This is a genomic window from Saccharothrix coeruleofusca, from assembly GCF_014648515.1.
Lineage (GTDB): Bacteria > Actinomycetota > Actinomycetes > Mycobacteriales > Pseudonocardiaceae > Actinosynnema > Actinosynnema coeruleofuscum.
Genome location: NZ_BMRG01000002.1, coordinates 524,538 through 537,526 on the forward strand (window position 1 = coordinate 524,538; position 12,989 = coordinate 537,526).

General features: G+C 69.2%; 8 protein-coding genes, 2 tRNA genes and 1 pseudogene. 7 read left to right on the plus strand and 4 right to left on the minus strand.

The annotated features are described in order from the left end of the window. Positions 1-279 (minus strand): annotated as a pseudogene (locus tag IEZ00_RS36335) (AraC family transcriptional regulator); the annotation flags it as partial. A gap of 71 nt (positions 280-350) precedes the next feature. Between IEZ00_RS36335 and IEZ00_RS07130 the strand changes: the two are divergent. The 4 genes from IEZ00_RS07130 (at position 351) to IEZ00_RS07145 (ending at position 4,130) form a co-directional block, all read left to right on the plus strand. Next, complete coding sequence (locus tag IEZ00_RS07130; protein WP_189222237.1) at positions 351-1,619, plus strand: MFS transporter; 1,269 nt, start codon at positions 351-353, stop codon at positions 1,617-1,619. 69 nt (positions 1,620-1,688) lie between these two features. Continuing rightward, positions 1,689-2,300: an oligoribonuclease gene (orn, locus tag IEZ00_RS07135; RefSeq protein ID WP_209615440.1), complete on the plus strand. Its 612-nt coding sequence runs from the start codon at positions 1,689-1,691 to the stop codon at positions 2,298-2,300. Between the two features lie 62 nt (positions 2,301-2,362). Next, a tRNA-His gene (locus IEZ00_RS07140) sits at positions 2,363-2,438 on the plus strand. A gap of 63 nt (positions 2,439-2,501) precedes the next feature. Next, the gene (locus IEZ00_RS07145; RefSeq protein ID WP_189222239.1) at positions 2,502-4,130 is read left to right on the plus strand and encodes an ABC-F family ATP-binding cassette domain-containing protein; all 1,629 of its coding nucleotides are present in this window, start codon (positions 2,502-2,504) and stop codon (positions 4,128-4,130) included. A gap of 12 nt (positions 4,131-4,142) precedes the next feature. On the opposite strand, the gene IEZ00_RS07150 is transcribed toward IEZ00_RS07145, so the two are convergent. Further along, positions 4,143-5,327 (minus strand): L,D-transpeptidase, encoded by a 1,185-nt coding sequence (locus tag IEZ00_RS07150; protein ID WP_306344656.1) that lies wholly within the window; start codon positions 5,325-5,327, stop codon positions 4,143-4,145. 241 nt (positions 5,328-5,568) lie between these two features. Here IEZ00_RS07150 and IEZ00_RS07155 point away from each other — a divergent pair. Together IEZ00_RS07155 and IEZ00_RS07160 are read left to right on the plus strand one after the other, a co-directional pair. Next, positions 5,569-5,641: transfer RNA gene (locus IEZ00_RS07155), tRNA-Lys, on the plus strand. Positions 5,642-6,147: 506 nt separating this feature from the next. Then, positions 6,148-8,055, plus strand: coding sequence for a P-loop NTPase family protein (locus IEZ00_RS07160; protein ID WP_189222241.1), 1,908 nt, complete (start codon positions 6,148-6,150; stop codon positions 8,053-8,055). Here the strand turns inward: IEZ00_RS07160 and IEZ00_RS07165 are convergent. Continuing rightward, entirely contained in the window at positions 7,996-8,316 is a 321-nt protein-coding gene (locus IEZ00_RS07165) for a hypothetical protein (protein ID WP_189222242.1), read from the minus strand. The two genes, IEZ00_RS07160 and IEZ00_RS07165, sit on opposite strands and share 60 nt — an antisense overlap. An 89-nt stretch (positions 8,317-8,405) precedes the next feature. Further along, positions 8,406-9,611 carry a CDP-glycerol glycerophosphotransferase family protein gene (locus IEZ00_RS07170; RefSeq protein WP_189222243.1) on the minus strand — a complete coding sequence of 402 codons (1,206 nt, stop codon included), beginning with the start codon at positions 9,609-9,611 and terminating at the stop codon, positions 8,406-8,408. Positions 9,612-9,825: 214 nt separating this feature from the next. Here IEZ00_RS07170 and IEZ00_RS07175 point away from each other — a divergent pair, with 214 nt between their 5' ends. Next, positions 9,826-12,816: an ATP-binding protein gene (locus tag IEZ00_RS07175; RefSeq protein WP_189222244.1), complete on the plus strand. Its 2,991-nt coding sequence runs from the start codon at positions 9,826-9,828 to the stop codon at positions 12,814-12,816. Positions 12,817-12,989 lie beyond the last annotated feature (173 nt).

Genomic DNA, 12,989 nt, shown 5'->3' on the forward strand with positions numbered 1-12,989 from the left:
CTCGTCCTCGACGGTGCCGTCGGCCAGCACCCGCGCGCCGTAGCTGATGCCCGCCACGACCACCGTGTCGGCCTCGGCCAGCAGTTCCAGCCCGTGGTCGGGGGTGACCGTGAACCCCGATGAGCTGCGCACCGGCCTCGCCCCCGGCGTGCACACCCGCACCCGGTACAGCCGCCGATCCCGGTCGTCCCGCGCCGCGTTGAAGATCTGCGGCGGCGTGCCGAGGTCGAAGCCGACGACCTGGTCCAGCGCGAGGACGGCCACCTGGTGCGGTCTCATGGCCGGATACTTTCACATAATGGCCAACGGGCCACTTCCCCGAACGCGGGCCCATCGCGCACGCTTCGGTCGTGACGAGGAGCAAGCAGAACTGGGCGTGGGTGGTCGCGGGCGTGGCGTTCGTCGCCCTGGTGGGCGCGGCGGGCTTCCGGGCCGCCCCCGGCGCGTTGATCGAACCGCTGCAGCGCGAGTTCGGCTGGTCCACCAGCACCATCGGCCTGGCCGTCTCGACCAACCTGCTGCTGTTCGGCCTGACCGCGCCGTTCGCCGCCGCCCTCATGGAGCGCTTCGGCGTGCGCGTGGTCGTCGCCTGCGCGCTGACCCTGGTCGCGGTCGGCAGCGGGCTGACGGTGTTCATGACCAGCAGCTGGCAGCTGGTGCTGTGCTGGGGCGTGCTGGTCGGCCTGGGCACCGGGTCGATGGCGCTGGCGTTCGTCGCCACCATCACCGGCCGCTGGTTCGTCAAGCACCGCGGCCTGGTCACCGGCGTGCTCACCGCGGGCGGGGCCACCGGCCAGCTGGTGTTCCTGCCGCTGGTCGCCTCGATGGCCGAGTCCTCCGGCTGGCGCACCGCGTCGCTGGTGGTGTCCTGCGCCGCCCTCGCCGTGGTCCCGCTGGCACTGCTGCTGCTCCGCGAGCACCCCGCCGACCTGGGCATCCCGCCCTACGGCGGCGACGAGGTGGTCCCCGTGCCGCCCGTGGGCACCGGCGCCGCCCGGCGCGCCGTCACCGCGCTGACCACCGCGGCCCGCACCGGCCCGTTCTGGTTCCTGGCCGCCGGTTTCGCCATCTGCGGCGCCACCACCAACGGCCTGGTCGGCACCCACTTCATCCCGGCGGCGCACGACCACGGGATGCCCACCACCACCGCGGCGGGCCTGCTCGCGCTGGTGGGCGTCTTCGACATCGTGGGCACCGTGCTGTCCGGCTGGCTCACCGACCGCGTGGATCCGCGCCTGCTGCTGGCCGTCTACTACGCCCTGCGGGGCGCGTCGCTGCTGGTGCTGCCGCAGCTGTTCGGCGACCACGTGCAGCCGAGCATGCTGGTGTTCATCATCTTCTACGGCCTGGACTGGGTGGCCACCGTGCCGCCGACCGTGGCGCTGTGCCGGGAGGTGTTCGGCGCCTCCGGCGCCATCGTGTTCGGCTGGGTCTTCGCCTCGCACCAGGTCGGCGCGGCCATCGCGGCGACCGGCGCGGGCCTGGTCCGCGACCACCTCGGCGACTACGCCCCGGCCTGGTACGCCGCGGGGGTGCTCAGCATCGGCGCGGCGCTGCTGTCGGCGCGGGTGCGCAGGCCCTCACCGGTGGTCGAGCCGGTCGCGGTGGCGCGGGCGTGACCGGATCGGTAACCGGCACCACCCGAAGCGACGGCGTCCACGATGGACCCGGCGACTAGGCTCGCAACGGTGATGGATCGCTTGGTGTGGATCGACTGCGAGATGACCGGGCTCGACCTGGGCAAGGACGCCCTGATCGAGATCGCGGCGCTGGTGACCGACGCGGAGCTCAACGTGCTCGGCGAGGGGGTCGACGTGGTGATCCACGCCGATGACACAGCGCTGGACGCGATGCCCGAGGTCGTGGTCCAGATGCACGCCAAGTCCGGCCTCACCGAGGAGGTGCGCCGGTCCACCACGACCCTGGCCGAGGCCGAGGCGATGGTGCTGGCCTACATCAAGCAGTGGGTGCCCGACCCGCGCACCGCGCCGCTGGCGGGCAACTCCATCGCCACCGACCGCGGGTTCATCGCGCGGGACATGCCGGAGCTGGACGCGCACCTGCACTACCGGATGGTCGACGTGTCGTCGATCAAGGAGCTGTGCAGGCGCTGGTACCCGCGGATCTACTACGCCCAGCCGGGCAAGGGCCTGGCCCACCGCGCGCTGGCCGACGTGCGCGAGTCGATCCGCGAGCTGGCCTACTACCGGCGCACCGCGTTCGTGCCCCAGCCGGGGCCGACCTCGGAGCAGGCGCAGGCCGTGGCCGCCGAACTGCTCGCCGCCGACCGGCCGGAATAGGGTCGATTTCAGTCCCGGCGGGGTGGCACTGTATGCTTCTGCCGCCGGGTCAGCCGGTGATGGTGGGTGTAGCTCAGCCGGTAGAGCACTGGGTTGTGATCCCAGGTGTCGCGGGTTCAAGTCCCGTCACTCACCCCAGGCGAACGCCCCTCGGCCCTCGTGGCCGGGGGGCGTTTTGTCACGTCGGAGGGGGTTTTCCAGGTGAGCGCCACGCTGGTCGCGAAGGACCTGGCCGCCGGGCACGGCGACCGGGTGCTGTTCTCCGGGCTGGACCTGGTGGTCGCCCCCGGCGACGTGGTGGGGCTGGTCGGCGTCAACGGCGCGGGCAAGTCCACCCTCCTGCGCACCCTCGCCGGGCTGCTCCCCGTGGAGCGAGGTGTGATTCGCCTCTCTCCCACGACGGCGACCGTGGGGCACCTGCCGCAGGAACCGGACCGGCGGCCCGGCGAGACGGTGCGGCAGTTCCTGGCTCGCCGCACCGGCGTGGCCGCCGCGCAGGCGGAGCTGGACCGGGCCACCGAGGCGCTGACCGCGGGCGTGGACGAGGGCTACTCCGAGGCGCTGGAGCGGTGGCTGGCGCTGGGCGGGGCCGACCTGGCCGAGCGCGCCGAGGAGGTCGCCGCCGACCTGGGCCTGACCGTGGACCTCGACCAGCCGATGACCTCGCTGTCCGGCGGCCAGGCCGCCCGCGCGGGCATGGCCTCGCTGCTGCTCAGCCGCTACGACGTCTTCCTGCTCGACGAGCCGACCAACGACCTGGACCTGGACGGCCTGGCGCGGCTGGAGGCGTTCGTCACCGGCCTGCGCGCGGGCACCGTGCTGGTTTCGCACGACCGGGAGTTCCTGTCCCGCACCGTCACCCGCGTCGTCGAGCTGGACCTGGCGCAGCAGCAGGTGCGCACCTACGGCGGCGGCTACGAGTCGTACTTGGAGGAGCGCGAGATCGCCCGGCGGCACGCGCGCGAGGACTACGAGGAGTACGCCACCACGCGGGCGGCCCTGGAGCAGCGCGCCCGCGCCCAGCGCGCGTGGATGGAGAAGGGCGTCAAGAACGCCCGCCGCAAGGCGTCGGACAACGACAAGATCGGCCGCAAGTTCCGCACCGAGGCCACCGAGAAGCAGGCCGCCAAGGCGCGGCAGACCGAGCGCCTCATCGAACGGCTGGACGAGGTGGAGGAGCCGCGCAAGGAGTGGGAGCTGCGGATGGAGATCGCCGCCGCGCCCCGCTCCGGCGCGGTCGTGGCGGTGCTGCGCGGGGCCGTGGTCACCCGCGGCTCGTTCACCCTCGGCCCGGTGGATCTCCAGGTCGACTGGGCCGACCGGATCGCCATCACCGGCGCGAACGGCGCGGGCAAGTCCACCCTGCTGGGCGCGCTGCTGGGGCGGGTGCCGCTGACCTCGGGCACCGCGTCGCTGGGCCCAGGCGTGGTGGTCGGCGAGATCGACCAGGCGCGCGGCCTGTTCCTGGGCGGGGAGCCGCTGGTGGACGCCTTCGGCGCGGCGGTGCCGGACATGGCGCCCGCCGACGTGCGGACCCTGCTGGCGAAGTTCGGCCTGAAGGCGGCCCACGTGCTGCGCCCCGCCGCGTCCCTGTCGCCGGGCGAGCGCACCCGCGCGGCGCTGGCGCTGCTCCAGGCGCGCGGGGTGAACCTGCTGGTGCTCGACGAGCCGACCAACCACCTGGACCTGCCCGCGATCGAGCAGCTGGAATCGGCCCTGGAGTCCTACACCGGCACGCTGCTGCTGGTCACCCACGACCGGCGGATGCTCGACGCGGTGCGCACGACCCGCCGCCTGGAGGTGGCGGCGGGTCGCGTCACGGACCGGTGATCCCCCGCGCTGTCAGCGGTTGCCCTTGACCCACTGGTCCCACGGGACCTGCCAGTCGCCGAAGCCGTCCCACGCCTCCAGCCGGGGGCCGCCGGAGTTGGTCACCACGACGACGTCGCCCTGCTTGGCGTTGTCGAAGACCCACTTGGCGTTCTCCGGGGACAGGTTCAGGCAGCCGTGGCTGACGTTGCGGTGGCCCTGGTCGCCCACCGACCACGGCGCGCTGTGGAAGAAGATGCCGCTGTTGGACATGCGCACCGCCCAGTCCACCGGGGTGACGTAGCCGCCCGCTTCCAGCGACAGGCCGTAGGTGCGCGAGTCCATGACCATGTTGGAGTGCTTCTCGGTGAGCACGTAGGTGCCCACCGGGGTGGGGTTCTGCGCATCGCCCATGGAGGTCGGCATGGTGCGCACGACCTGGCCGTTGACCTTGGTGACGACCTGGTGGGTCTGCCCGTCGGCCTCGTGGATCACCGCGTCGCCGATCGTGGTGGTGACGTGCCGGTCCTCCTGGCCGTAGATGCCGTTGCCCACGTGCTTGCCGTAGATGCGGGCGTCGATGGTCACCTTGGTGCCCGGCGTCCAGAAGTTCTGCGGCCGCCAGTGCACCTCCTTCTCGTTGAACCAGTAGAAGGCGCCCTCGACCTTGGGCTCGGTGGTGATGGAGATCATGGACTCGACGGCGGCCTTGTCCGCGATCGGCTCGTCGAAGTAGAACCCGAGCGGCTGGCCGACGCCGACCGTGGTGCCGTCGAGCGGGTTGATCGACAGGAAGGTCAGCGTGCGCGGCTTGACCGTGGTGAAGGTCGAGGTCTTGGTGACGGGCTTGCCGTCGGAGCCCTGGCCGGTCACTGAGAGGGTGTACCGCTTCTCGTAGCCGAGCGACTCGGTGTTGGTCCACTGCAGACCGTCCGGGCTGAGCTGCCCGGAGACCGCCTTGCCCTCGGCGTTGGTGAGCGAGACCTCGGTCAGCTTGCCGTCGGCGGCGGTGGCCACCACGGGCAGGCCCGGCGCCACGTCCACGGCCTGGTCGGTGACGCCCAGGCTGAGCGACACCGGCTTGGCCGGTGGGGCGGACGAGGTCTCGACGGGCCCCGCCCCGTCGGACCCGCCTGCTCCGCCGGAAGAGCACGCTGTGACCAACGTCGCAACAATTCCCAGCGCGGCGATCCGCAGCGCCCCCCTGTTGCCCAACATGTTCATCCCCGTTCCGTCCACTCCACGTCCCCGACTACTAGGAGCACCTGCACACCATCGGTTCAGCGTCCCCCGTCTAGGGGACGCCCCAAGGGTTGACGACGTTGCTCGGGATGCTGGATCGTTATCCCGCGAAGTTCCCCCCGGTTCGGGTGGTCGCACCCGCCCTGACCAGGCGATTGGGAGCTGCGGAGGACGCTGTGCTAATGTTCTCCACGTCGGACGGAGCAAGACAGTCCAAGCGCCGCTAGCTCAACTGGCAGAGCAGCTGACTCTTAATCAGCGGGTTCGGGGTTCGAGTCCCTGGCGGCGCACTCCACGATGAGGCGGTCACCATTCCGGTGACCGCCTCATCGCTTTTACTGGCACTTTTGTCGCCCATGGGCGCTCGAGTCCGATTGGTCCGAACCGACCCGAGCAGGCTCAGCCGATCGCAGGTGCCGAGGCGCGGTTCCGATGCACTGATCGATCGAATTCCGGTGCGGTTGGTGTGGTTCTCCGGCCACACCGCCGTGACGGCGCTCTCCCCGCCGTACGGTCGTCTCCGTCCTACTGGCGTCGCGCGGGGGGTGCCATGGCCGAGGCGGGCGGCAAGCGGTGGACACCACCACCGAATGTGACGAACACCTTGTCGGGGACAGCCGGTGCCGCGCTCCAAGCCGGCGTCGTGCACGGAGGCGTGCACTTCCACCACGATCCACCCCCGTCTCCGGTCGTTCCCCGGCAATTGCTCGCGGCACCCGCTCATTTCACCAACCGGGATGGGGAAGCGGCCGAGCTCGACGATGCCCTGGCACGGTCGCTGCATGGTGGAGAACGCATGGTGACCGTGCTGAGCGGGCCGGGCGGCGTCGGCAAGACCGCGCTGGCCCTGCACTGGGCGCACAGGACGCGGGACCGGTTCCACGACGGCCAGCTGTACGTCGACCTCGCGGGCTTCAGCGGCGACCAGCCCGTGCCGCCCGACGAGGCGCTAGGCCTGTTCCTGCGCAGCCTGGGTGTCCCACCCGGCCGCGTCCCGGTGGAACTCGTCGAGCAGGCCGCGCTCTACCGGTCGTTGACCGCGGACAAGGCCCTGCTCGTTCTGCTCGACAACGCGTTCTCCGCGGCTCAGGTGCGGCCGCTGATACCCGGCTCCGCGACCAGCGCGGTGGTGGTGACCAGCCGCAGCAGGCTGACCGGGTTGGTGGCCGACGGTGCCCGCTTGGTCGACATAGGGCCGTTGACGGCCTCTTCATCGGTGCGACTGCTGGACAGAGCGGTGGGCGGCACGAGAGTCAGCGAGGAGCAGGACCGCGCACGGGCGCTCGTCGTCATGTGCGGCGGTCTGCCGATCGCGGTCCGCGTGGCCGCGGCCAGGCTGGCGGCCAGGCCCCGGTGGTCGGTCAAGCGGGTGGTCGCCGAGCTGAGCGACGAACGCGGTCGGCTCTCGGTGCTATCCCCGTCGCACGAGCTGTCCGTGCAAACCACGTTCGACCTGTCCTACCGCGCGCTGCACCCATCCGCCGCGGCGCTGTACCGCCGCTTGGCGCTGCACCCAGGACACGATTTCGGCTCCTCGATAGCGCTGTCGGTGCTCGACGACGGTGCGGGGGCCGCGCTGGAGGAACTGGTGGAGGGAAGCCTCGTGGAGGAGATCAAGGAGGACCGCTACCGCTTCCACGACCTGCTGCGGTTGCACGCGCGGGAGAAGGCCACCGCGGAGGACGGCGACGACGAGCGCGCCCGAACCGTGCGGCGGATCGCCGAGTGGTACCTGGCCGGAGCGCAGGCCGCGGACCGCGTGGTCACGCCGCATCGGCGGCGGCTGCCCTACGAGTTCGCCGACCCGCCGCCGGTTGACGTCCCCTCCTTCACTGGATCCGAAGCGGCGTTGGCCTGGCTGGAGACCGAGCGGGCGAACCTGATCGCGACGGGCCGCGAAGCACTGGCACACGGGTGGCCGCGACTGGCTTGGCAGCTCTGCGACGTGCTGTGGCCCCTCCTGCTGCACCACAAGCACTACCGCGACCGCTTGGGGATCTACGAGTGCGGTGTCGAGGCCGCTCGTCGGTGGGGCGACCGGTTCGCCGAGGCGGACATGCTCAAGCGCTTGGGCTTGGCGTGCAGCACGCTGCGCCGCTTCGAAGAGGCTGAGGAGCACTTCCTGGCCTCGGAGGCGTGCGCGAACGCCATCGGCGACCGGCGCGGCGCCATCGACGCGCGCGAGGGCATCGCGCTGCTGAGGCTGGACCGCGGTCAGCTCGCCGACGCGGTCGCCCGATTCGGGGAACTGGTGCGCGACAACCGCGAACTCGGCGCCGACCGCGCCTTGGCGCTCACCCTGATCACGTTCGGCCGCACCCTCGCCAAGGTGGGCCGTGCGGCGGAAGCTTTGGCGGCCCTGCGCGAGGCGGACGAGCTGATGGCCGCGCTCCCCGAACCGGACCCGTACAACTCGGCGCGAGTGACCGTCGCCCAAGCCGAGGTACACCTCGGCGCGGACGAGGTGAGGTTGGCGGCCGAGGTGGGGCACCGGGCGTTGCAAGCCATGCGGCAGCTGGGTTCCGACCACGGCATGGCGCAGGCGCACGAGGTGCTGGCAGAGGCCGCTCACCGGTCCGGCTCGGCCGACGGAGCCGCAGAGCACTGGCAACAGGCCCTGCGGCTCCTCACCAAGATCGGCTCGTCACGCGCCGCCCACGTCGAGCAGCGGCTGCGCGCGCTGGAACCACCCACAGGCGGGTGAACTCGCGGTCCGGTGCGTCGGGCACCACAGCGGCAACCCATGCCGCCGCAGCAGTGCGAGGTCGAGCCGCGCCGTCCACCAGGCGTAGAGCGACTCGATGGCGGAGCCGACCGCGTCACCCCACGACAGGCACGACGAAGTGGTGACCCGGTCCAGTTCCATCACCTGCTGCCCGCTCCTCACGACCAACCGCCCCTCCGACACCACGACGATCAACGCGGCGAAGGGGTTGCGGCGTGCCAAAGAGCACAGCAAGTCCATCTCCGCTTTCTCGGGCGCGGCACAGAGGACGACGTCCGCGAGGCCGTCACCGGTGTGGTCCGCTGCCCTCCACCACACGAGGGGACCGGTCAAGGCCATCGCCCGCTCTCGGTGGGCGGCGGCACCGGCGCGACCTGCCGATGCCTGCCGGGCTCGACGAGCCCCAGCAGCCGGTACATGGCCTTGCGCAGTTCGGCAGCGGACCGCCCCGGATGTGAGGTCAACCGCTTCCGCACCTGGTCGCGGATGTGCGGCGCCACGGTCGCGGCGCGTACCAGCTGCTGCTCCAGTGGCTCCCCCATGACCAGTCGTGGAGCCATGCGCCGCAGTAAGTCCTGCGCCGAACCAGTGCTGGTGGCGATGCTCACCGGCGGATCCGCCAGCACCACCGGTCGTCCCGCCGCGGCCGCGTAGACCCCGACCGAGCCGTGGTCCGCGACCACGTAGTCGGCGGCCACGATGACCGCGCGCCAGTCGACGTGAGGGTCAACCACGACGAGCCCGGCGTCACGGCAGTCCGCCAGCCACGCTTCCACCTGGCGCCGCCCGTGGCCGAACCACGCCGCGGGGTGCACGAGCGCCACCACGCGGTAACCGATCGGCGTCAACTCCTCCAGCAGCCTCGGCAGTAGATCCTCGAACCGGGCGAACAACGAATCGAGGCCCCACGTGGAACTGACCACCAGAACGCGTTCGTCCGGCCGGACTCCCAGCGCGGTCCGGTATGCGTCGCGCTGCGGGAGGCTCGCCATCATCCGGTCGTAACAGGGGTCCCCCACGACCACGGAGGCCTCCAGCGCCTCCGGGCACTGCCTGCGCAGCACTTCGCGCTCCTCATCGTGGGCCAGCACCAGCGCCTTGGCCAGCAGCTTGCCGTTGTGCAGCAACCGCTGGGCGTCCAATCCGTAGACCACCGGCGAACCGCCCGCTGGGAAGGACTTGCCGTAGCCCGCCCCGTGCGGCATCACCAGCAGGGGCGCGTGAACCTGGTGCAGGCTCCCGTAGGACGCGGCCACCGCGAGGTCGAACTCCTCCCTGACCGCCTGCTCCCAGGGCAGCACGACGCCGCGGGTGGCGCGCAGGAAGTCCGCCACGCCGTTGCTGAAGGTGTCCGGCGCCTGGCTGAACACCACCTGGACCCTGGGGTCCGATTCGATCAGCTCGATCGCCTCCAGCAACCGCTGCCCGCTGACGATCGTGTGCACCACGGCGAGCACCGACCTGCACTCGTCGCGGCTGACCCACCGGTGCGCGTCGATGCCGATGGGCACGTGAAGCCACTCAGGACGTGTCATGCAATCCCCCTCGTACTCTCTCCCGTGCCAAGAGAGTGACGGCGGGGTTTGCCGTGAACTTGCAGTCCGCTTGCACACGGCCAATCGTCGGGTGGGACGGTCGTCGCTTCGGACCAATATCCGACCGATGTGCGCGGCTCACCTACGGGAAGTCGCCGCAGTGAAGCACACTGTATCCACCGAATACGCTGGACCAGCGAAAGGGGCGGCGCTGGTGGAGTTCAAGATCCTAGGCAAGACCCGATTACGCATCGATGGGAATGACTTCGATCTAGGTCCGGCCAGGCAACGCGGCGTGTTGACCATGCTGCTGTACTACTTCCCACGTCCGGTGCAGGTGGACACGATGGCCCAGGTGCTGTGGCCGGCCAGTGTGGCGAACGACGTCAGGAAGTCGCTGCAACCGATCATCAGCAAGTTGCGCGCGGTCCTGCGGGAGTCCCAGTCGGGTGGCTCGATCCTCAAGGAGGGCAACGCCTATCGGCTGCTCCTGCCCGAAATTGTGCGGATTGACTTCCATCAATTCCACAAGTTAGCGACCGAGGGGCGGGCCGCTGCCGCTCGCGGTGATCACCGCGTGGCGAAATCACTGCTGCGTGAAGCCTTGTCGTTGTGGAGCGGCCGCCCGCTGCAGGAGTTGGAAGGGATGTGGGCGGAACGGCTCCGGGACCAGATGGAGACGTATGACCGGCTCCCCGCTCTGCACATGCTGCTGGACAGCCAACTGCACCTCGGCGAGCATGCCGAGGTGATGGCGGTGGCGGGCCGTCTCACCGAGGACCAGATCCCCGAGGAAGCAACGGCGAGCCTCTACCTGCGGGCCTTGGACGGCTTGGGAAAGTACTCCACTGCACTCGACTTCTACGGGCGCTTCTGTCAGAACTTGTTCGACCACGTCGGCTCCGAACCGGGTCCGGTCCTACGGACGCTCTACCAGAGCATCCTGCGCAAGCAGTCGGGCACCGGCACATCCACCGCTCCGCCGCAACTCGCGCCACCGCGCCAACTTCCCTTACCAGCCAAAAACTTCGCGGGTCGCCAGGATCTCCTGGCCAAGCTTGACGCCTTGCACGACGCCACCGGCGGAGAGCGTGGCCACGTCGTGGCACTGCACGGGATGCCGGGCGTGGGCAAGAGCCGCTTGGCCGCCCACTGGGCCAACCTCCGCGCGGACCGGTTCCCGGACGGCCACCTCCACCTCGAACTCCGCGGATTCAGCCCCGGAACACCCATGACCCCCGATGACGCTCTCGCCATCCTGCTCAGGTCGTTGGGGGCGGATCGGATACCCGCCACGGGAGATGAGCGCCGGGTCGAGCTGCACCGGCTCATGGCGAACCGGAGGATGCTCGTCCTGCTCGACGATGCGCAGAGCAGCAACCAAGTGCGCCCGATACTCGCCGCCACTCCCAGCTGCTTCACCATCGTCACCAGCCGAACCCGCCCCTGGGGATTGCCAGTTCGGGACAACGTCGACGTGATCCTCGTTCCACCGCTGTCCCACGACGAGTCGATCTTGTTGCTGCGGAACGAAATCGGCGATCAACGCGCAGATGAGGACCCCGCAGCTCTGCGGGATTTTGCCAGCAGGTTGGACGGCCTCCCCTTGGGATTGCGCATCATTGCCCAGCACGTCGCCCATCGGCCCGAGACACCCGTGGCCGACTTGGTGAACGAGTTCAAGGAACAGGAAGGGCTCGGCATCCTGGGTTCTGTGGACGACAGCGACGACGAAAACGCCACCTTGCCCGTCGCCTTCTCCTGGTCCTACCGCGCGCTGTCGCCGGAAACCGCGAGGCTGTTCCGGCTCCTCGGCCTGCACCCCACAGCCGAGTTCAGCACCGCTGCGGCGAGTGCCTTGCTCGGGGAGCACGATGCCGCCACGAACCGGCACCTGCGAACTCTGACGAAGGTCAACCTGCTGCAGTACGGAACATCGCGGCGGTTCCGACTGCACGACCTGCTGCACGGCTACGCCGTTGACCTGGTGCGGCACGAGGAGTCGCCGCAATCACAGAAGTCTGCGCTGACCCGCCTGCTCGACTGGTATCTGAACTGGACAAGCGCGGCCGCACGCTCCTTGAACCCCCATCGGTCCCCGGTGCCCCCACTGGTGGGCATGTCGGTTTCACCGGAGCCCGACCTCCACGACGAGCACGACGGTCTGGCGTGGTTCACCCGTGAGCGCATGAACCTCGTCATGACAGTTCCGCACGCCGTTCGCCACACTCTTCACGAACACGCCTGGCGTCTGTCCGCCAACATGCACGAAGCGTTCGACCGCTTGGGGTACTACGACGACCTACTGTTGAGCCACCGAGCAGCGTTGAAATCCGCTCGCGTGCTCGGTCATGCCGAAGCGCACGGCGGAACGCTGAGCAATCTAGGTATGACGCACTTCAGGTTGCGCCAGTACCAGCAGGCAACGCAATACATGATGGAATCTCTGGACATTGTGCGCCGCCTAGGTCTCCGCGAACTTGAAGTGATCTGCATTCACAACCTGGCCAGCATACTACTGGAACAAGGTGAGACCAGCGGTGCGATAGCCAGGTACCGACAAGCCCTAGAGTTGACCAGGAAACTCGGCGACCGAGGTATCGAGGCGTCGACGCTGGACCAACTGGGTACTGCGTACCACCGCCTAGGAAATGACGACATCGCCCTTGAATATTACTTCAAGGCATTGCACATACGAGAAGAAATAGGCCACCGAAGAGGGCAGGGGACCACACTGACAGAACTAGGCCGACTCCTCTTCGAACGCGGCGAGCACATCGAGGCGTTGAAGCGCCTGTCATTGGCGGTCGATATCAACCAGAGCACTGGCGACCGACCGCGCACCATTGAAGCGCTGGTAGCCATCGCCGAGATAAACTTCGACTTCGGCGAATTCGAAGAGGCAGTCGCGCACGCGCAACAGGCCGCCTCCCTGTCATCCGACATCGGCGCACGCGACCAGCAGGCACGCGCCTTGCACGTACTGGGTCACGCCCTACTGAAACTAGAGCTGCTGGAAGACGCCGAGCGCTGCTGGTCGGAAGCTTATAAGATTTTCCAGAGCAGTTCGACCACGCCAGAAGCGGACGTGGTGCACAACCACCTGACCGCCCTGCGAGCCCAACTCGCCATTCCCAATTCACGGATCGCTACTGACGGAACTCCGGAACGCCCAGCCGCCGAGTCGACCAAGCACAACCACTGAGAGCAGCACGGAGGATGCCCTTCAGGTGACACCGGTGGACATTGTCGGTCGTTATTTCACTGAAGCGAAGGCACACTTCTGCGGTCTAGACCTTTCACTCCCTTCACGGGAGCGCTCCCAGAAGTGTCGAAACGGCGGTTGAACACCGGGTAACCCGCTAAGCGTTCGCTTAG